Raw genomic sequence first — 17254 nt, 5'->3', positions numbered from 1 at the left:
TGATTTCTTGCTATTGCATAAAAATTAGGTAGGCTTACCTTTTATCTTTGATCTTGGCTTGATAATTATTGGAATGTTTCCTGCCGGGGACTGTTTGCCGGCCGGGCCGTGGAGATCATCGACATCAACAAGCTTCAGGATGTCATGGGGGACAAGACCGTTGCCGTGGATGCCTTTGAAGACAACAACCTGGTGCTGATCGACGAAGGCCACCGGGGGGCCAGTTCCGGTGACAAAGGCACCTGGATGCGGTTCCGCAATGCATTGTGCGAAAAAGGGTTTTCCTTTGAGTATTCTGCCACATTCGGCCAGGCCGTGAAAGGCAGCCGGCGGCTGTCCGATCTGTACAGCCGGTGCGTGCTGTTTGATTATTCCTATAAATATTTTCATGAAGACGGCTATGGCAAGGAATACCAGATTCTGAACCTGGACACACAGACCCAGGAAAACGCCATGGATGTGTATCTGGTGGCCTGCACGTGGAGAACCTCAAGGGTGTCACGGGTGAGATCGCCTTGCGCGTGGGGGACAACGAACCGTTCGGGGTGATCAACGTGGGGGATGACACCAGGCTGTGCGAGGGGGAACCGCACCTGGTGGTGGGAGAGCGGGATTTCGAGACATCCCTGTTCAAGGCGATCAACGAACCACAGTCCTCTGTCAACCTGCTCATCGGTTCCAAAAAATTCACCGAAGGCTGGAACAGCTGGCGGGTCAGCACCATGGGGCTGATGAATGTCGGAAGAACCGAAGGGGCCCAGATCATCCAGCTGTTCGGGCGCGGGGTTCGCCTGAAAGGGTATGAACGGAGCCTGAAACGCAGCAACCGGGTGCATATTCCCGATGAGGTGGTCCGGCCGCCGGATCTGGCCACCCTGGAGACCCTGAACATCTTTGGCATCAAAGCCGACTACATGGCCCAGTTCCGGGAGTTTCTGGCAGAGGAAGGCCTGCCCGCAAATGAGGAGCGGATCGCGTTTTTCCTGCCCGTGATCCGCAACCTGGGCAGCAGAAAGCTTAAAACGATCCGGTTGAAAAAGACCATCAACGGCGTGAGCACCGAGTCCGGCGATGCCTTTAAAAAACTGGGGCCGGTCCCCGGGCTGGCACCCCCTGATCCCGGCAAAGAGCCGGCCACGCGCTATCTGCAGAAAAATCCCGTGGTATTGAACTGGTATCCCAAGATTCAGGCGTTGCGGTCCACGGGCGCAGGCGCAACCGACAAGCAGGGCCGGCCCAACCAAGGCAGGCTGACCCGGGAACATATCGCATTTCTGGACCTGGATGCCCTGTATTTTGAATTGCAGCGCTTCAAGGCTGAGCGGGCCTGGCACAACCTGAACCTGCCCCAGGGGACATTAGCAGACCTGTTGGCGGACACGACCTGGTACCGGCTGCTGATCCCGGAAACCGAGCTGGCGTTTGATGCCTTTGAAAAAATCCATTTGTGGCAGGAACTGGCGGAAGCGCTGCTCAAGAAGTATTGTGAACGCTATTATTTTTTCCGGAAAAAAGAGTGGGAGCTGCCCCACCTGGAATACCGGCTTCTGGATGGGACGGATCCCAATTTTCCCCAGGCCGGCGAGGAGTTTCCCGATGGATACTACCGGATACTGGTGGAAGAATCCCGGACCGAGATCATCGAAAAACTCAAGGAGCTAAAGGGGATTATCGATTCCGGCAAGCTGACACCCTGGCGGTTTGCCGGGCTGCGCGCCATTCCGTTCGGCCGGCATTTATACGAACCCCTGCTCTATCTGGCCGGCTCCGACCTGGAGATCCGTCCGGCCCCTTTGAATCCGGGGGAGCGCCGTTTTGTGGAAGACCTGAAAATGTACCACGATTCAGCACCTGATCTGCTCAAAGACAAAGAACTTTACCTGCTGCGCAACCAGAGCAGAGGCAGGGGCGTGGGATTTTTCGAAGCTGGCAACTTTCACCCGGATTTCATTGTCTGGCTCATTGACGGCGACCATGAGCACATCAGCTTTGTTGACCCCAAAGGCATCCGGAACTTAAGCTTCCAGGACCCCAAAATCCAGTTTCACCAAACCGTCAAAGAGATCGAAACCCGCCTGGATGATCCTTCCGTGACCCTGAACAGTTTTGTGGTATCCAACACCCCGGTCCATGAAATGGAACATCTCTGGGGGGTCACAAGACAGCAGATGGAAGCATGCCATATTCTGTTCCAGCAGGAGGGAGCAAAGAGCTATATCCATAATCTGCTGCGGCTGGGAAGCGGTGAAAAAACCGGCCAGGATAATTGACGCGGACCGTTTGTGTTTTTAGGACCGGCCAGGCATGTCAGCCATCAAAAAGAACGGCCCATCCAGATGGTATGGCAGCTGCGGTATCCCATGCCCGTGGAGATGTTTGAGGAGAATAGACGGGGCGGGTGATGGGGATCCAGCATCGTTGCCCATACTAGAATTTTTTGAATTCGTGCGTTTAGAAATATGATATACTTTAGAAAGCTTTAACAATTTTGGAGATTAATCAAATGATTGATAATTTGCGAGAACTACCGATATCAGAAAGAATACGAATAGTTGAAGATATCTGGGATAGCATTGCAGCAGATCAAAGCGTTTTACCTCTTACCAAAGAACAGCGTAAAGAACTTGATGGGCGCCTTGCCGCCTATAAAGCGGACGGTATTAAAGGCCGCATTGCCAAAGATGTGATTGCAGATATTCGGAAGCGTCTGTGAGTTTTATTGTTCATATCAGACCGGAAGCAGAGACTGACCTTGAGGAAGCTGCCTTGTGGTATGAAAAACAGAACCCGAGGCTGGGCGATGAGTTTCTTGATGAAGTTCAGGGGATATTCAAAATTTTATCAGAAAATCCTTACCTTTATGCTGTTACTCATAAGAATACCAGAAGAGCTTTGGTCCATAGATTTCCGTTTGGGGTATATTATCTTATCGATCAAAATTCCATTATAGTGGTAGCCGTTATGCATGGTAGCCGTCATCCCAAACGTTGGCAAAAGAGAACATGACATCAGGACATGAGCGAAAACCACCTCCACGTCACCTGTGCCATCATCGAACAGGACGGCTGTGTATTGGCGGCCCAGCGGAGCCGCACCATGGCCATGCCCTTGAAGTGGGAGTTCCCCGGCGGTAAAATCAAGCCCGGCGAAACCCCTGAACACTGCCTTTGCCGGGAAATTGCCGAGGAACTGGCCGTCAAGGTGGCTGTGCACCATGCCCTGGCTGAAAAGACCCATGCATATCCGGAGTTTACCATCACTCTGTATCCCTTTGTATGCACCATTATTTCCGGCACCATCATCCTGCGGGAGCATGCGGCTGTGTTCTGGCTGCCCAGAGAAGATCTGACGTCTCTGGACTGGGCTGCAGCTGACCGTCCGGTCCTGGCAACCTATTTACAGTTCGCCGGACAGGAGACCCCATGATCTCCCGGCCCAGTCCCGGTATTTATGATAGGCTCTTGGATCAGAACCTGGCGGAGCTTCTGGCCCGGTATCCGGAGCTGCGGCTGTTGTTTGGAAAGCTGGAAGCTGAGGAACAGCCGTCCCGGTATGCGGAATTTGTGTCTCAGGTGCTTAAGCAGGCCCTGTTGGAAGAGCCGGACCCGGAACGCCGCCGAATTCTGTGCAACCGGATCATCGATCTACTGTCCGGGCCGGCCGGCAGTCCCCGTAAAACCCATCTCGAAAACCGGAAACTGATCCCGGATCTAAAGCCGGTGCTCCTGGAGATCACTCCGCCCCATTATGCCGGTTCCGGCATTCCCCGGCCCCGGACCTCCATGGTGGAGAGCAGCCTTTTTACCGGATCTCCCAGGGAACCCCAGCTGGTTCAGGAACTGCTGGAAGAGATGCGGTCTGCAGATGCCGTGGATATCCTGGTGTCGTTCATCAAATGGTCGGGGTTGCGGCTGTTGATGCCCGGGTTTGAGGATTTGAAGGACAGACGGGTGCCGGTGCGGTTGATCACCACCTCGTATATGGGGGCATCGGATGTGCCGGCCATCGAGTGGCTGGCCAGGGAACTGCCCAATGCAAGGATCCGGATCTCCTATGACAGCCGGCGGACCCGGCTCCATGCCAAGGCCTGGCATTTCCGGCGGGATTCCGGGTTTTCCACGGCCTATATCGGGTCGGCCAACATGTCCCATGCGGCCATGACCAGCGGGCTGGAATGGAACCTCAAGGTGACCTCCCAGGACCTGGGCCATATCCTGGAAAAGTTTTCCGCTGAATTTGAGACCTATTGGCACAGCAGGGAGTTTCTGCCCTATGATGCGGATGATCCCGTGCCTTTCCGCCAGGCCATCGAACGTGCCCGGAAAAAGGATGGAGCGGGTCCGGCCGTGTTTTTTGACCTGCAGCCCCATCCGTTCCAGGAACGCATTCTTGAAAAACTGACCCTGGAGCGGACGTCCCGCGACTGTTTCAAGAACCTGGTGATTGCCGCCACAGGCACGGGAAAAACCGTGATTGCCGCATTTGACTATCAGCGGTTTTGCCGGGACAACCGGGGCCAGGCCCGGCTGCTGTTCATCGCCCATCGCCAGGAGATCCTGGAGCAGGCATTGTTCACCTTCCGCCAGGTGCTCAGGGATGCCAATTTCGGGGAGATACTGGCCGGTTCCCATGAGGCCGTGCGCATGGAGCATCTGTTCTGCTCCATCCAGATGATGACGTCCCGGCAGCTGTGGAACCAGGTGGGGTCGTCATTTTACGATTACATTGTGGTGGATGAAGCCCACCATGGCACGGCGGCCAGCTATCGTCCCCTGTTTGATCATTTTGAACCATCGATCCTGCTGGGCCTGACCGCCACCCCGGAACGGATGGACGGCGGCAATGTGGCGGCGGATTTCCACAACCGGTTTGCCGCTGAGATCCGGCTGCCTGAAGCGCTGGAAGAAAAACTGCTGTGCCCGTTTCATTACTTCGGGGTGGCTGATCCCGTGGATATCAGCAAGGATCATTTCTGGAGAAACGGCCGGTATGATGACCGGGCCCTGGAAAAGGTGTACACGGGCGATGATATCCAGGCAAAAATGCGGGTGGACACCATTGTCAGGGCGCTGGACCGGTATGAACCTGCCAGGGAAACCATCAAGGGGGTCGGGTTCTGTGTCACCATCCGGCACGCCCTGTTCATGGCGGACGCGTTCAACCGCCACGGCATTGCATCGGCCGCGTATGTGTCGGATGTGGACCGGGACCGGTGCGATTCCCTGCTGGCAAAGTTGAGATCCGGGCGGCTGGCGTTTTTGTTCACCGTGGATAAGTTCAGTGAAGGCGTGGATGTGCCGGAGATCAACATGGTGCTGTTTTTGCGGCCCACACAGAGCCTGACCGTGTTTCTCCAGCAGCTGGGCCGGGGGCTGCGCCATGCCCCGGAAAAAGAGTGCCTGACCGTGCTGGATTTTGTGGGACAGGTGCACCGGAAATACCGCATGGACATCCGGCTGAAAGCCCTGCTGCCCCGGCACCGGTACGGCATTGACCGGGAAGTGGCGCAGAATTTCCCGCATCTGCCGGCGGGGTGTGCCATCCAGTTTGACCGGATATCCAAGGGGTATGTCCTGGAGAACATCCGGGCCAACCTGCAGAACCTGGCGGCCCAGGTGCCGGAACGGCTCCAGACCTTTACATCGGAAACCAGGCAGGAACTGACCTTTGGCAGGTTTATCCAGTACCATGACTATGAACCGGAGCGGCTGCTGGTGTCGGACACGTGGACCGGGTGGAAAGCCAGGGCACAGCTGACACCTGCCCCGTCTGATCCGGATCTGGCCTGGCTGAAACGGTCCCTGGTGAGGGCGGCATTTATTTCCGGACCCGGGGAGATCGAGCGGCTGCGGCAGATCATCGGCCGGCTGGGGTCCGATGATGTGCCCGGTGCCCTGGAGCTGGCAGGAGAACAGACCAATGCAATCTATTACCGGCTGTGGGGCGACAAAGCAGACCGGTTTGGATTTGCCGGTCTGTCTGATGCGTTTCACCGCCTGGCACAGAATCCGTCCATTCTAAGGGATATGGAGGAAATCCTGGCCTGGGCCCGGGACACCTCTCCGGTTGCAGGGGTTGTGCCGGACCTGCCGTTTCCCTGTTCCCTGGAGGTGCATGCCCAATTCAGCGCCACAGATATCCTGGCCGCATTTGACCGGGCCACCCTGGCCTCTGCCGGGCAGAAGGGCACCGGGGTTCTGCATTTCAAGGATATCAAAGCCTATGCCCTGCTGATCACCTTCCAGAAAACCGAAAAAGAGTTTTCTCCCACCACCATGTATGCGGATTATCCCATCAGCCGCTCCCTGCTGCACTGGGAATCCCAGTCCAATACTGCCCTGGATTCGCCCACGGGTCAGAACCTGGTGCATCACGAGATCCGGGGATACACCATCCTGGTGTTTGCCCGGTCGAAGAAAAAACACAACCAGTGCACGGTGCCGTTTGTGTTTTTAGGACCGGCCAGGCATGTGAGCCATCAAAAGGAACGGCCCATCCAGATGGTATGGGAGCTGAGCTGTCCCATGCCTGTGGAGATGTTTGAGGAGAATAAGCGGGGCGGGTGATGGGAATCCATCATCTTTGCCCATATTAGAATTTTTTGAATTTGTGCGTTTAGAAATATGATATACTTTAGAAAGCTTTAACAATTTTGGAGATTAATCAAATGATTGATAATTTGCGAGAACTACCGATATCAGAAAGAATACGGATAGTTGAAGATATCTGGGATAGCATTGCAGCAGATCAAAGCGCTTTACCTCTTACCAAAGAGCAGCGTACAGAACTTGATGGGCGGCTTGCCGCCTATAAAGCCGATGGTGTCAAAGGCCGCATTGCCAATGATGTGATTGCAGAGATGAAGAGCTTTGGTCCATAGATTTCCGTTTGGGGTATATTATCTGATCGATCAAAATTCCATTATAGTGGTAGCCGTTATGCATGGTAGCCGTCATCCCAAACGTTGGCAAAAGAGAACATGACATCAGGACATGAGCGAAAGACACCTGCACGTCACCTGTGCCATCATCGAACAGGACAGCTGTGTATTGGCGGCCCGGCGGAGCCGCGCCATGGCCATGCCTTTGAAGTGGGAGTTTCCCGGCGGTAAAATCAAGCCGGGTGAAACCCCTGAACACTGCCTTTGCCGGGAAATTGCCGAGGAACTGGCCATCAAGGTGGCCGTGCACCATGCCCTGGCTGAAAAGACCCATGCGTATCCGGAGTTTACCATCACCCTGTATCCCTTTTGTGTGCAGCATTATTTCCGGCATCTATCTTTTGAAATGATCTGATAAAAGTGACAAAAAAATGTAGAAATGATAATTTTCCTTTAAATTTAGAAGGATAGAATCATTCAGACTGCCAAAAAATTGAGAAATAATTACCACCGGATGCTTTCAAAACGATTTCCGTATGCCGTCTACAACAAGCTCAAAGAAAATCCTTCAATGAGATTGTCAATTGCTTTCTTGAGAAGCCAGGGCAGTGGAATAAAAAAAGGTATGAGCAGATGACAGACGACAGCCGCATACAGATCTACCAGAGCCCGGACGGGGAAACACAGGTGGATGTCCGGTTTGAGCACGAAACTGTCTGGTTGACACAAGCCCAGATGGGGCAGGTCTTTGACACCACACCGGAAAATGTGCTGATGCATTTGAAAAACATCTATAAGACCGGTGAACTGGAACCGGATGCAACTGCTAAGGATTTCTTAGTAGTTCGAACCGAAGGCAAAAGGCGGGTTAAACGAAACCTCAAACATTATAACCTGGATGCAGTGATTTCGGTCGGTTATCGCATGAACTCCAGACGGGGGGTACAGTTCCGCATTTGGGCCACTCAGCGGTTACGAGACTATTTAATTCAGGGCTATACCCTCAACCGGAAGCGCTTTGAAGAAAATGCAGCAGAATTAACGCAGGCCCTTGCCCTGATTCAGAAGGCGGCCAAATCACCTGCCCTTGCCACAGACATGGGGCGGGGTCTGGTGGATATCATGGGCCGGTATACAACCACCTTTCTGTGGCTCCAGCAGTATGACGAAGGATTGCTCAAAGAACCGGGCGGTTGAAAGCAAAGCTGCCCATCTCTTGTATTTTGTGGTGAAAAACCATCCGTTTACTGACGGCAACAAGCGCAGCGGTGCATTTTTGTTTGTGGATTTTTTACACCGCAACGGCCGTCTGATAAGACAGAATGGTGTGCCTGTGATCAATGATACCGGTCTTGCGGCGTTAACCCTGCTGGTGGCCGAGTCTGATCCAAAACAAAAAGAGACCCTGATTAAACTGATAATGAATTTGCTGTGTGAACACGAAAATTGAAGACACTTGAGGAGGAAGAACAATGAAATGTAAGTGCTGGAACACATGGTGTCTTCTGATCGTCTGTTTTATCGGAATCGTCTCCGGGCAGGCTTTTTCCGGGGGAATGCCGGTCCGGGACATGCTGGTGGATACCGACTGGGTCTGGGTCCGGTCCCTTTACAACAACGATACCCGAAACAGCCCGGACACACCCGGCCGCTACATGGTGCGGTTCAACAGTGACGGCACATTCACCGGTCGTGCCGACTGCAACCGGATCCGGGGGCAGTACCGGGTCGACGGGCATCGAATCACTGTGTCTGACATCATCTCCACCCGGGCCATGTGCCCTGAGGGGTCACTGGATCGGATTTTTTTAAAGGACCTGCAGAACTCAGCCTCCTTCTTTCTCAAGGCTGATGACCTCTATTTCGACCTTAAATTCCATTCCGGCACCATGAAATTCTCCCAGTTAGAACATGCGGTCCAGGTATTCATTCCGTGCAGGGATCCCAGACCAGAGGTCTGCACCATGGAATATGACCCGGTGTGCGGCCGTAAAAAGGACAGGAGCACTGCCACATACGGCAACGCCTGTGAAGCCTGCGCAGATCCCATGGTGGTGGAATATACCCCAGGCGAATGTCGGGAGTGAGTTTGAAAAAAAACGTAACCCACCTGATCACTACCGTGAAGGTGTTTCTGACCGATCCTTACCTGGCGGAAAAACACTCCATGATTCGTTCTGTCGGGTTCTGGATGGCATTGATACCAATTTTCAGCAGGACCCCAGGAGGGAGCAAAGAGCTATATCCATAATCTGCTGCGGCTGGGAATCTGTGGAAAAACCGGCCAAGATAATTGACGCGGACCGTTTGTGTTTTAGGACCGGCCAGGCATGTGAGCCATCAAAAAGAACGGCCCATCCAGGTGGTTTGGCAGCTGAGGCATCCCATGCCCGTGGAGATGTTTGAGGAGAATAAGCGGGGCGGGTGATGGGAAGGTTCTTCGTCGTGTTGTACGGGAGGAGTTACGCGCATCCCAATAAATAATGACTGTGCCGGACCCTGCTGCACTGGGAGTCCCAGTCCAATACGGCCCTGGATTCGCCCACCGGACAGAACCTATTTCATTCATCCGTTGTAACCGCAAACACCGGTTCTGGGAGAATTCACGACATTGAGGAACATTTCCTCGTCACACTCGTGGTCTTTGATGCAGTTTGAACAATACCAGCCTTCACCGTCCCACCGGCATTCGGTACAGATGACCTCAGCAGGCGCCTTGCCGCATCGGTCACAGAGAATGGGTGGCTGAACATTCCTGGCCAGAAGATGGATGGCCTGTGTCTCCTGCAAAACTCCGGGATACAGGCCCCTGGACCGGACAATGAGTTCGGTGGTATCGCCGAAATCATATTTGTGATACAGCTCATTTCCGGAATTGAGTACCCGGAACAATTTTTGACTCATTGACAACGCATCACCTCGTCTGCCATAGGTAAACTCACTCAAATGGCCGCAGCACTCCAGCCAGATTTTTCTGAGAAAAGAATCCAGCTCCTCCAGAGTTGTTGTTCCGGTCGCAGCCAGGTGTAGAAAGTACTCCGGATTAAATGCATCATACACATGAAGATGAAAAGTTTTTTCTTTGGGATTCGGAGCATATTGTCCCAGGTATCTGGGAATGCAGGATTGTAAATGTCTTGTAAGCCCCCTGTCTGTAAAACTGTTATTGCACAGCCCGCATAAGGGTTTTTGCATCGGATATCCTCCTTGAAATTCACCAGTATTGACTTCATGATACACGGCACTGATAAAAACACGCCCGCATGAAAATGTCAAATTACTTCGGCGTGTCAGCCATCGAGTGGCTGGCCAGGGGAAAATATTGTGTAAATCATCTGATGAAATTGACATAAAAATGCAGAAATGCTAATTTTTCTTTAAATATAAAAGGATTGAATCATGCAGAATGCAATAGAAATAAAATACCTTACCAGAGAAGAAAAACTCAGGATGGTGGATGCCTTGTGGGCGGATTTGTTATCAGAAGAGGAACTCCTCGAATCACCCGCCTGGCATAAGGCCGCTCTTCAGGAAACAGAGAAGCGCCTTGAAGAGGGTAAAGAGAGAATTCTGGACTGGCATACGGCCAAAAAAGAAAAATAATTACCACCGGATGCTTTCAAAAAGATTTCCATATGCCGTCTACTACAAGCTGAAAGAGAAATCCATCGCCACTGTATGGCGGGTGCTTGATTTAAGACGCGATCCCAAAAGAATCAGAGGATCTTTGCAAAATTTATAGTATATCGGAGGAATGTCGGAAGAACCAAAGGTGCCCAGGACCCAAGATTCAGTTCCACCAAACCATCAAAGAGATCGAAACCCGCCTGGGTGATCCTTCAGTGACCCTGAACAGTTTTGTGGTATCCAACACCCCGGCCCATGAAATGGAACATCTCTGGGGGGGTCACAAGACAGCAGATGGAAGCATGCCATATTCTGTTCCAGCAGGAGGGAGCAAAGACCTATATCCATAATCTGCTGCGGCTGGGAAGCTGTGGAAAAACCGGCCAAGATAATTGACGCGGACCGTTTGTGTTTTTTAGGACCGGCCAGGCATGTCAGCCATCAAAAAGAACGGCCCATCCAGATGGTATGGCAGCTGCGGTATCCCATGCCCGTGGAGATGTTTGAGGAGAATAGACGGGGCGGGTGATGCTGAAGATTCTGAGCGTTCGCCTTTAAAAACTTGACATGTACATACAGATGTGCATATATAATGAACAGCGTTATATCACCATAGGAATGGATGCGTTTGGTCGCATTTTAGTGGTGGTCTACACATGGCGTGGCGATAATATTCGCATTATTTCAGCACGAAAAGCCGTGCGTAGTGAGGTGAAGCAATATGAAAGCGAAATATGATTTTAGCAAAGGCAAGCGTGGTGCAGTTCTCCCTCAAGCGGGGAATAAAGTCAGGATAACCATCAGGCTTGACCGGGATATTGTCGATTGGTTCCGATCCAAAGTTGAGGAACAAGGAGGGGGAAACTATCAGTCGATGCTCAATGACGCCCTAAGAAAACACATTGAATACCAAGATCAACCCCTTGAAGAGGTTCTTCGTCGTGTTGTACGGGAGGAGTTACGCGCAGCCCAATAAATAATGGCTGCGCCGGACCTTGCTGCACTGGGAATCCCAGTCCAACACGGCCCTGGACTCGCCCACCGGACAGAACCTGGTGCATCACCTGACCCGGGCATATACCATCCTGGTGTTTGCCCGGCCCAGAAAAAAACACAACAACTGCACGGTGCCGTTTGTGTTTTTAGGACCGGCCAGGCATGTCAGCCATCAAAAAGACTGTCTTAGCGGGGTCCTAAAGCCGGAAGCAACTGCTGATGAACAAAAACATTGACACCTTGTTCATAAACTTATTTCGTTCATGAAAAATGAACACTCTGATTTTATGAACAACGTCACGGCTATGGAAAAAACAATACGCAGGCAGGCGATAGTATCTTTTAAGAAGAACGTTGGTTTTCAATATGACGAGCATATCGCTATGCAATTTATACCCTGGATTTCATCTTCTCCCGTCCAATTTTCAACTCAAAAGATTTTTCAGGAATGGGAGATGAAATAACAGCAACAACTTCCGAAGGTAAAGTGGCATTTCATTTGACACCACAACATCATGATGTTATGATTCTAATCAAATTATGGAGGTACAATTATGACCACATTATCGAAACGTTCAACCATATATTTAGACCCATCGCTACATCAGGCTTTACGAATAAAAGCCCTGGAGACATCGAGATCAATGTCGGAAATAATCAATGAAGCTGTCAAGGAGGCGCTTGCCGAGGATGCGGAAGACCTCGCCGTATTTGATGAAAGACACGATGAACCGCTGACCAGCTATGAGCAGATGATAAAAAGGCTCAAAAAAGATGGCCGGATATAAAATATTTTTCAAAAAATCAGTTTGGAAAGATTTTAAAGCAATTCCGGATAAAGATTTAAACAAAATTCTTCAATCAATTGAATCTTTGGGCGAGGATCCACGCCAACCTGGAAGTAAAAAATTGAGCGGTCAAGAAAGATATCGGTTTCGGTTGGGGCGATATCGTATTATTTATTCCATTCAGGATGAAGAACTAACTATTTGGGTCGTGAAGGTGGGGCATCGGAAAAATGTTTATCGTTAAAGCGAACCAGCCCTTTCACTTGGACGGTTACTCCGCGTCGTGTTGTACGGGAGGAGTTACGCGCAGCCCAATAAATAATGGCTGTGCCAGACCCTACTGCACTGGCAGTCCCAGTCCAATGCGGCCCAGGATTCGCCCACGGGCCAGAACCTGGTTCATCACAGCAGGGCGGGTGATGCTTTTTAACATAGTTGTTGAACATCCAACATGACGAAACGTAAATGAGATTTTGCAAAACATATGAATTTGAATTCCGTATTCAGGAAATGCAGCACATATTAACCAGTCTATCGGTGCAGACGTATATGGACACAGCCTGACCGCAGAAAAATTGAAAAAATCCTATGCCATTTTACCCTATCAGAAATATGTCTGGGGCAGGACAACGCCGGTACGTGTAAAAAGATTTCCGCAGATCATTGAAACACCTTCAGGCAAAATGATTCCTGTCCATACGCCGGGTCATGCAAAGGATCATACGGTTTTTTTCTGCCTGAAAAAGGGGTTCTTTTCTCAGGGGATCTCTATCTGGCAGACCACATTAAATTTTTCAGATCAGATGAGAACATGGGAATCCAGATCGAGTCATTGAAAAAAGTGACAAATCTGGACTTTAACACGCTGCTGTGCAGCCACAACCCCAGGCACAAAAACGGCAGAAAACATATTCAATCCAAACTTGAATTCCTGGAAAATCTTTATGGTAATATTGTTTATCTCTGGAAAAAAGGTCTTCCTGAAAAGCAGATTTTCAATCAACTGAAGCTCAAAGAAGCCTGGTTTACAAAATATTTCTGTTTTGGCAATGTGAGCATGATGAACGGGGTAAGATCAGCTATCCGCCATTATGAGAGTCAGATTTAAAAAAAGATACGGGATATCAGCCAATCCAAAGGGAACCTGTTTGAATTTCGTCCATACGCCGTAAGCCGGAAGTCGGACATCCGGCTGCTGCCACTGAAGCCCCTGCTGGTTTACCTGGAAAAGGCCAACATCATTTCACCCAAATATACATAATATCTGAATTGACAGATATAAAGTCGATTCGATGACTTCGTAAGCCAATAATAATTGTTGATTCTGTAATTTGAGCTTAAAAACCTTGACACCCTGTAAATCCCCTGTCCTGCTCTGATTTGCTCTTTTCCTTCTAAAATGTCCTGAATAAAGGGAAGAGGGAGGTCCGGGTTTTCTTCAATCAATTGGCCTATTTTGCCCAGTATTCAATTTGGCCGGCGATGAGTTTCTTGATGAGGTTCAAATGAAAAATGGATTTTATAACACCGTCTTGACCAATCATATTTTAAAGTTTATACTTTGAAATATAAACTTAAATGGTTGGAGTCTGTTATGAAAGCCACAGCAAAAGATCTTCGGTTTCATTCAAAAGAACTTTTGAGCACTGTAAATCGAGGGGAAGAAGTCATAATTACCTACCGGGGCAAACCCTGTGCTAAATTAGTTCCTTATGATGAGTTTGAAAAGGATAAAAACATCAAATCTAATTTATTTGGGATGTGGAAAGACAACGATATTATTGATGATGTTGATAGTTATGTCCGCGATATAAGAAAGAGAAGATTTTAAATGATTGTAGATACTGATGTTTTGATCTGGTATCTAAAAGGGAACGAAAACGCATTTGAGGCCATTGAGGCGTTAAATAATTTCTCCATTTCAGTCGTGACCTACATGGAACTCGTTCAAGGAATGAGAAATAAAAATGAATTGAACAGATTACGTCAAGCCCTTAAAATTTGGAATACCAAAATCATCTATATTTCGGAGGATATTTCCGCAAAAGCAATGTTCTTTGTAGAACAACATTTTCTAAGCCATTCAATGCAATTAGCCGATGCCCTTATCGCTGCAACGGCAGTCTTTTGTGGAGAGCCTGTTCTTACAGCTAATGACAGGCACTACCGGGTTCTAACGGATCTTCAAATTAAAAAATTCAGACCATAACTCTATAAAGCTCAAATTCATGCCAGTGGAGATGTTTGAGGAGAACAGGCGGGCGGGTGATAATTCCGAATTCAAATCTTCAATAACCACTAAAAAAGCTTTCTATATAGTTCATAAGACTCATATAAGATCCATATATGAATCTTTTGTCTTGACAAGCAGCGTCATTTTTAATAGTCTCGTGATCCATATAAAGATCATTAAACTATTTTAGTGTCTATATACAAACCAAAAGGAAAGATGCCAAAATCCATAGTACGTACCTACTCACCTTATTGCCGCGATGCCGTAATGTTACTCGGAGGGTTGATCCGTGAAGCCCGCAATGAGCGAAAGATCACGGCTCAGGAACTGGCCGACCGTGCCGGAATTTCCAGAGGTATGCTGCAGCGTATTGAAAAAGGCAATCCCAAATGTGAAATCGGCGCTGTATTTGAAGCAGCAGCCATTGTCGGCGTCAAGTTGTTTGATGCCGATGAAAACGCATTAGCCAAACACCTGCATCACACCCGGGAAAAGCTGGCGCTTCTGCCGAAATCTGTCCGCAAAAAGAACAAATTGGAGACGGCAGTTTTTAAACCCCTATTCGGTTGAGCAATAAGCATCATCACAATTTATAAAATTAAATGGATATGATTTCAGACATACCCTGGCAAATGGCTGATGATTGGAATCAGGTTTTACTGTCTTTTAAAGCAGTTGAAAATAAAGGCAAAGATAAATTAACTGAGCTTTTTTGTATTGCAAAGAAAATTCAAAAAAATTATGAAATTATATCAGAGCCCATGGAAAGCCTTTGCGCATGTACATGTGTAAATTGTGAAGATATCTGCTGCATGAGGGCAACGATCTGGTTTGATTTTAAAGATCTTTTGTATATTTATTTTGCCACTGGAAAATTGCCAGAATCGCAAATCAAAAAAATTACTCTGAAAAATCAGATAAGAACATGTGGCTGCCTTACACAAAAAGGTTGTATCCTTTCAAGAACAGAAAGGCCTTTTGTCTGTACCTGGTATTTATGTCCAGCTCAAAAAGAATATCTCAAGCAGTATTATCCAGAGCGCCTTCTTGATTTTGAGCAAACGTTATTAACCATTAAAGGACTTCGGAATCAAATTGAAGAAGCATTTGTCTGCATATCTTTTTGACAAATATAAACCGGCAGTAAAGAACACTTTTCTGATATTTCTTGCAGGGATTGTCTGGGCCGGTGTCGGCATCATGCTTTTGTCGTTGGCCTGTTCATGGCTGTCAGCGGCATCTGTAACACACAGGTATCTGTATGCGGGTGCCGGTGTGCTGCTGGCCCTGCTGGTCCACCATTTTGGATTTTTGAAGATCGTTGATAAAAACCTGAAGCGAATCCATCATATGAATGGGGTGCGGTGTTTGTTTGCCTTTATCCCCTGGAAGAGTTATCTGATGATCGCTGTTATGGTGATCATGGGAGGCCTGCTGCGCCATTCAATGATTCCGAAAAAGGAACTGGCAATCTTGTACATCGGCATTGGTCTGGCCCTGATATTGTCCAGTGTCAGATATATTCGGGTATTTTACGAACGGGGATTATAACTGTCGCTGATCAGACGGGGCGAAAATGTTTATGGCGCAAAAATACACGGTTGAAGGCGATCTCGATTTGTTGATAAAATCAGGTGAATTTTTTGGTAAATAACCTGTTTTTGCCCAATATTCAATTTGGCCGGCGATGGAATAAAAACAATGACTGGAAAAAGAGGGTTATTCTTTCAGATACTTTTTCAAAGCTCTATAGAAATTCTCATGAGATCCGAAAGTGTAAAGATATAATATCGATTCAACGATTTCGTAAGCCAACAATAACTGTTGATTCTGTGATTTGAACTTAAATACCCGGACACCCTGTAAATCCCCTGTTTTGGCAACCCCGATGTCTGGATGTTGATAAATCGATTTGACAGCCCTGTCCTGCTTTGATTTGCTCTTTTCCTTCTAAAATGTCTTGAATAAAGGAAAGAGGGAGGTCCGGGTTTTCTTCAATCAATTGGCCTATTTTTGCCCAATATTCAATTTGGCCGGCGATGGATCTTTTATACACTTTTGATTTTGTTTTTGCTTTTTCAAACAGTTCATCTGATACTTTTACTGCGGTTGCCATGATAACCTCCTTGATAGTAGTTAGTTGTAAAATACCATTCAGAGTTGTAAAACGCAACTTAATTATTGATACGCCTGAGGTGGATCAAGGGTATCATGGGGTGCCAGTGGCTGGTACACAATGGCGAAAGATATTAAATTGAAAAAGGCGGATTCAGCATGAAAATTGAGATTATCGGCGCTGGGGTTTCTTCGTAATGGTCAGGCACCGCACCCGGTTCAGGTTGCGATGGGCGAGGTCATCCGCAAACAGATCATACAGGTATGGGGGCTTGCCACGGACATTGTTTTCAGCCATTTTCACGGGGATCATGTTCCCCTGGTGGATGCAAATCCCTATCAGCTGGATGCGGCCCTGGTGACCGGGCCTGGCAAAACGCAGTGCGGCTGGCCGGTTCCCCTGGAATGGCACCAGCAGTATGCACAAGGGAAGGCTGCCACGGAAAAATATGAACGAATTTTCTTTGGGTAGCGGATCTGCCGGCGATTGAGATCCGAAGGTATAAAGGTATGTGGAATTGGAATTTTTTGAAGTCGTGCGGGTTTAGATATGATATGATTCAGCCGCATGCAGAAATACCGGCCTGGGATGCCGGTGGCGGGTGAACCATAAGG

28 protein-coding genes and 1 pseudogene are annotated in these 17254 nt (G+C 49.0%); 25 read left to right on the top strand and 4 right to left on the bottom strand.

Going from position 1 to position 17254, the window contains the following annotated elements; genetic code table 11:
* Positions 1-108: 108 nt before the first annotated feature.
* From K365_RS28545 to K365_RS26850, 11 genes are all read left to right on the top strand, one after another.
* Positions 109-549, top strand: coding sequence for a hypothetical protein (locus K365_RS28545; RefSeq protein ID WP_051147880.1), 441 nt, complete (start codon positions 109-111; stop codon positions 547-549).
* Positions 480-2270 carry a hypothetical protein gene (locus K365_RS26055; RefSeq protein ID WP_211221141.1) on the top strand — a complete coding sequence of 597 codons (1791 nt, stop codon included), beginning with the start codon at positions 480-482 and terminating at the stop codon, positions 2268-2270. Before K365_RS28545 ends, K365_RS26055 begins: the two co-directional genes overlap by 70 nt.
* A 233-nt stretch (positions 2271-2503) precedes the next feature.
* Entirely contained in the window at positions 2504-2713 is a 210-nt protein-coding gene (locus K365_RS0120815) for an addiction module protein (protein WP_024336144.1), read from the top strand.
* A complete protein-coding gene (locus tag K365_RS0120810) occupies positions 2710-3006 on the top strand; it encodes a type II toxin-antitoxin system RelE/ParE family toxin (RefSeq protein WP_024336143.1) in 297 nt (98 codons plus the stop codon). The genes K365_RS0120815 and K365_RS0120810 overlap by 4 nt, the downstream gene beginning before the upstream one ends.
* A gap of 9 nt (positions 3007-3015) precedes the next feature.
* Positions 3016-3426 carry a (deoxy)nucleoside triphosphate pyrophosphohydrolase gene (locus K365_RS0120805; protein WP_024336142.1) on the top strand — a complete coding sequence of 137 codons (411 nt, stop codon included), beginning with the start codon at positions 3016-3018 and terminating at the stop codon, positions 3424-3426.
* Positions 3423-6566: a DUF3427 domain-containing protein gene (locus K365_RS0120800; protein WP_029725655.1), complete on the top strand. Its 3144-nt coding sequence runs from the start codon at positions 3423-3425 to the stop codon at positions 6564-6566. Before K365_RS0120805 ends, K365_RS0120800 begins: the two co-directional genes overlap by 4 nt.
* Before the next feature lie 101 nt (positions 6567-6667).
* Positions 6668-6880 carry an addiction module protein gene (locus K365_RS0120795; protein WP_029725653.1) on the top strand — a complete coding sequence of 71 codons (213 nt, stop codon included), beginning with the start codon at positions 6668-6670 and terminating at the stop codon, positions 6878-6880.
* A gap of 112 nt (positions 6881-6992) precedes the next feature.
* Entirely contained in the window at positions 6993-7295 is a 303-nt protein-coding gene (locus tag K365_RS0120790; RefSeq protein ID WP_024336139.1) for a (deoxy)nucleoside triphosphate pyrophosphohydrolase, read from the top strand.
* Between the two features lie 218 nt (positions 7296-7513).
* Positions 7514-8077, top strand: coding sequence for a virulence RhuM family protein (locus K365_RS26050; protein ID WP_245569227.1), 564 nt, complete (start codon positions 7514-7516; stop codon positions 8075-8077).
* Positions 8043-8330: a Fic family protein gene (locus tag K365_RS28890; RefSeq protein WP_245569226.1), complete on the top strand. Its 288-nt coding sequence runs from the start codon at positions 8043-8045 to the stop codon at positions 8328-8330. Before K365_RS26050 ends, K365_RS28890 begins: the two co-directional genes overlap by 35 nt.
* 22 nt (positions 8331-8352) lie before the next feature.
* Positions 8353-8967 carry an META domain-containing protein gene (locus tag K365_RS26850; protein WP_024336138.1) on the top strand — a complete coding sequence of 205 codons (615 nt, stop codon included), beginning with the start codon at positions 8353-8355 and terminating at the stop codon, positions 8965-8967.
* Between the two features lie 478 nt (positions 8968-9445).
* Here K365_RS26850 and K365_RS0120775 read toward each other — a convergent pair whose 3' ends face one another.
* Entirely contained in the window at positions 9446-10075 is a 630-nt protein-coding gene (locus K365_RS0120775; protein ID WP_024336137.1) for a hypothetical protein, read from the bottom strand.
* Between the two features lie 204 nt (positions 10076-10279).
* On the opposite strand from K365_RS0120775, the gene K365_RS0120770 reads away from it, so the two are divergent.
* The 8 genes from K365_RS0120770 to K365_RS0120730 all read left to right on the top strand — a co-directional run bounded on the left by K365_RS0120770 (position 10280) and on the right by K365_RS0120730 (position 13399).
* Positions 10280-10483, top strand: coding sequence for an addiction module protein (locus K365_RS0120770; RefSeq protein ID WP_024336136.1), 204 nt, complete (start codon positions 10280-10282; stop codon positions 10481-10483).
* Between the two features lie 394 nt (positions 10484-10877).
* Positions 10878-11036 (top strand): hypothetical protein, encoded by a 159-nt coding sequence (locus tag K365_RS28085; protein WP_156887763.1) that lies wholly within the window; start codon positions 10878-10880, stop codon positions 11034-11036.
* 38 nt (positions 11037-11074) lie between these two features.
* On the top strand, positions 11075-11245 hold the full coding sequence (locus K365_RS27555) for a BrnT family toxin (RefSeq protein ID WP_084489947.1): 171 nt from the start codon (positions 11075-11077) through the stop codon (positions 11243-11245).
* A complete protein-coding gene (locus K365_RS0120760) occupies positions 11229-11483 on the top strand; it encodes a BrnA antitoxin family protein (protein WP_024336135.1) in 255 nt (84 codons plus the stop codon). Before K365_RS27555 ends, K365_RS0120760 begins: the two co-directional genes overlap by 17 nt.
* 19 nt (positions 11484-11502) lie before the next feature.
* A complete protein-coding gene (locus tag K365_RS0120755; RefSeq protein ID WP_024336134.1) occupies positions 11503-11739 on the top strand; it encodes a DUF3427 domain-containing protein in 237 nt (78 codons plus the stop codon).
* 318 nt (positions 11740-12057) lie between these two features.
* Complete coding sequence (locus tag K365_RS0120745; protein ID WP_024336133.1) at positions 12058-12291, top strand: hypothetical protein; 234 nt, start codon at positions 12058-12060, stop codon at positions 12289-12291.
* Positions 12278-12535 (top strand): type II toxin-antitoxin system RelE family toxin, encoded by a 258-nt coding sequence (locus K365_RS0120740; protein ID WP_024336132.1) that lies wholly within the window; start codon positions 12278-12280, stop codon positions 12533-12535. The genes K365_RS0120745 and K365_RS0120740 overlap by 14 nt, the downstream gene beginning before the upstream one ends.
* Before the next feature lie 567 nt (positions 12536-13102).
* Complete coding sequence (locus tag K365_RS0120730; protein ID WP_156887762.1) at positions 13103-13399, top strand: hypothetical protein; 297 nt, start codon at positions 13103-13105, stop codon at positions 13397-13399.
* Between the two features lie 135 nt (positions 13400-13534).
* Here K365_RS0120730 and K365_RS29495 read toward each other — a convergent pair.
* A pseudogene (locus K365_RS29495) lies at positions 13535-13654 on the bottom strand (hypothetical protein); the annotation flags it as partial.
* Positions 13655-13885: 231 nt separating this feature from the next.
* Between K365_RS29495 and K365_RS0120725 the strand changes: the two are divergent.
* From K365_RS0120725 to K365_RS0120705, 5 genes are all read left to right on the top strand, one after another.
* Positions 13886-14122 (top strand): type II toxin-antitoxin system Phd/YefM family antitoxin, encoded by a 237-nt coding sequence (locus K365_RS0120725; RefSeq protein ID WP_024336129.1) that lies wholly within the window; start codon positions 13886-13888, stop codon positions 14120-14122.
* A complete protein-coding gene (locus tag K365_RS0120720; protein ID WP_024336128.1) occupies positions 14123-14500 on the top strand; it encodes a type II toxin-antitoxin system VapC family toxin in 378 nt (125 codons plus the stop codon). It abuts the gene before it with no gap.
* A 240-nt stretch (positions 14501-14740) separates the two neighbouring features.
* Positions 14741-15094: a helix-turn-helix transcriptional regulator gene (locus K365_RS26045; RefSeq protein ID WP_024336127.1), complete on the top strand. Its 354-nt coding sequence runs from the start codon at positions 14741-14743 to the stop codon at positions 15092-15094.
* A gap of 32 nt (positions 15095-15126) precedes the next feature.
* Complete coding sequence (locus K365_RS0120710) at positions 15127-15651, top strand: hypothetical protein (protein WP_024336126.1); 525 nt, start codon at positions 15127-15129, stop codon at positions 15649-15651.
* Complete coding sequence (locus K365_RS0120705; RefSeq protein WP_024336125.1) at positions 15632-16075, top strand: hypothetical protein; 444 nt, start codon at positions 15632-15634, stop codon at positions 16073-16075. The genes K365_RS0120710 and K365_RS0120705 overlap by 20 nt, the downstream gene beginning before the upstream one ends.
* A gap of 168 nt (positions 16076-16243) precedes the next feature.
* Here K365_RS0120705 and K365_RS29490 read toward each other — a convergent pair whose 3' ends face one another.
* Together K365_RS29490 and K365_RS0120700 are read right to left on the bottom strand one after the other, a co-directional pair.
* The gene (locus K365_RS29490) at positions 16244-16414 is read right to left on the bottom strand and encodes a type II toxin-antitoxin system RelE/ParE family toxin (RefSeq protein ID WP_353740181.1); all 171 of its coding nucleotides are present in this window, start codon (positions 16412-16414) and stop codon (positions 16244-16246) included.
* Positions 16368-16640 carry a ParD-like family protein gene (locus K365_RS0120700; protein ID WP_024336124.1) on the bottom strand — a complete coding sequence of 91 codons (273 nt, stop codon included), beginning with the start codon at positions 16638-16640 and terminating at the stop codon, positions 16368-16370. The genes K365_RS29490 and K365_RS0120700 overlap by 47 nt, the downstream gene beginning before the upstream one ends.
* 228 nt (positions 16641-16868) lie before the next feature.
* Between K365_RS0120700 and K365_RS0120695 the strand changes: the two genes are divergently transcribed.
* Complete coding sequence (locus K365_RS0120695; protein WP_024336123.1) at positions 16869-17111, top strand: hypothetical protein; 243 nt, start codon at positions 16869-16871, stop codon at positions 17109-17111.
* Positions 17112-17254: the final 143 nt, after the last annotated feature.

This window comes from Desulfotignum balticum DSM 7044, from assembly GCF_000421285.1.
Classification (GTDB): domain Bacteria; phylum Desulfobacterota; class Desulfobacteria; order Desulfobacterales; family Desulfobacteraceae; genus Desulfotignum; species Desulfotignum balticum.
Note: the sequence above shows the minus strand (reverse complement) of the source record. Positions and strands in the feature narration are given on the sequence as shown.

Coding starts and splice junctions, on each gene's coding strand:
- K365_RS0120725 (WP_024336129.1), top strand. CDS start 13,886: ATGAAAGCCACAGCAAAAGATCTTCGGTTTCATTCAAAAGAACTTTTG.
- K365_RS26045 (WP_024336127.1), top strand. CDS start 14,741: ATGCCAAAATCCATAGTACGTACCTACTCACCTTATTGCCGCGATGCC.
- K365_RS0120770 (WP_024336136.1), top strand. CDS start 10,280: ATGCAGAATGCAATAGAAATAAAATACCTTACCAGAGAAGAAAAACTC.
- K365_RS0120790 (WP_024336139.1), top strand. CDS start 6,993: ATGAGCGAAAGACACCTGCACGTCACCTGTGCCATCATCGAACAGGAC.
- K365_RS26050 (WP_245569227.1), top strand. CDS start 7,514: ATGACAGACGACAGCCGCATACAGATCTACCAGAGCCCGGACGGGGAA.
- K365_RS0120700 (WP_024336124.1), bottom strand. CDS start 16,640: ATGGCAACCGCAGTAAAAGTATCAGATGAACTGTTTGAAAAAGCAAAA.
- K365_RS0120795 (WP_029725653.1), top strand. CDS start 6,668: ATGATTGATAATTTGCGAGAACTACCGATATCAGAAAGAATACGGATA.
- K365_RS0120730 (WP_156887762.1), top strand. CDS start 13,103: ATGGGAATCCAGATCGAGTCATTGAAAAAAGTGACAAATCTGGACTTT.
- K365_RS28890 (WP_245569226.1), top strand. CDS start 8,043: ATGACGAAGGATTGCTCAAAGAACCGGGCGGTTGAAAGCAAAGCTGCC.
- K365_RS0120775 (WP_024336137.1), bottom strand. CDS start 10,075: ATGCAAAAACCCTTATGCGGGCTGTGCAATAACAGTTTTACAGACAGG.
- K365_RS0120695 (WP_024336123.1), top strand. CDS start 16,869: ATGGGCGAGGTCATCCGCAAACAGATCATACAGGTATGGGGGCTTGCC.
- K365_RS0120745 (WP_024336133.1), top strand. CDS start 12,058: ATGACCACATTATCGAAACGTTCAACCATATATTTAGACCCATCGCTA.
- K365_RS0120740 (WP_024336132.1), top strand. CDS start 12,278: ATGGCCGGATATAAAATATTTTTCAAAAAATCAGTTTGGAAAGATTTT.
- K365_RS0120800 (WP_029725655.1), top strand. CDS start 3,423: ATGATCTCCCGGCCCAGTCCCGGTATTTATGATAGGCTCTTGGATCAG.
- K365_RS26850 (WP_024336138.1), top strand. CDS start 8,353: ATGAAATGTAAGTGCTGGAACACATGGTGTCTTCTGATCGTCTGTTTT.
- K365_RS0120760 (WP_024336135.1), top strand. CDS start 11,229: ATGAAAGCGAAATATGATTTTAGCAAAGGCAAGCGTGGTGCAGTTCTC.
- K365_RS0120710 (WP_024336126.1), top strand. CDS start 15,127: ATGGATATGATTTCAGACATACCCTGGCAAATGGCTGATGATTGGAAT.
- K365_RS0120720 (WP_024336128.1), top strand. CDS start 14,123: ATGATTGTAGATACTGATGTTTTGATCTGGTATCTAAAAGGGAACGAA.
- K365_RS0120815 (WP_024336144.1), top strand. CDS start 2,504: ATGATTGATAATTTGCGAGAACTACCGATATCAGAAAGAATACGAATA.
- K365_RS0120805 (WP_024336142.1), top strand. CDS start 3,016: ATGAGCGAAAACCACCTCCACGTCACCTGTGCCATCATCGAACAGGAC.
- K365_RS27555 (WP_084489947.1), top strand. CDS start 11,075: ATGTACATACAGATGTGCATATATAATGAACAGCGTTATATCACCATA.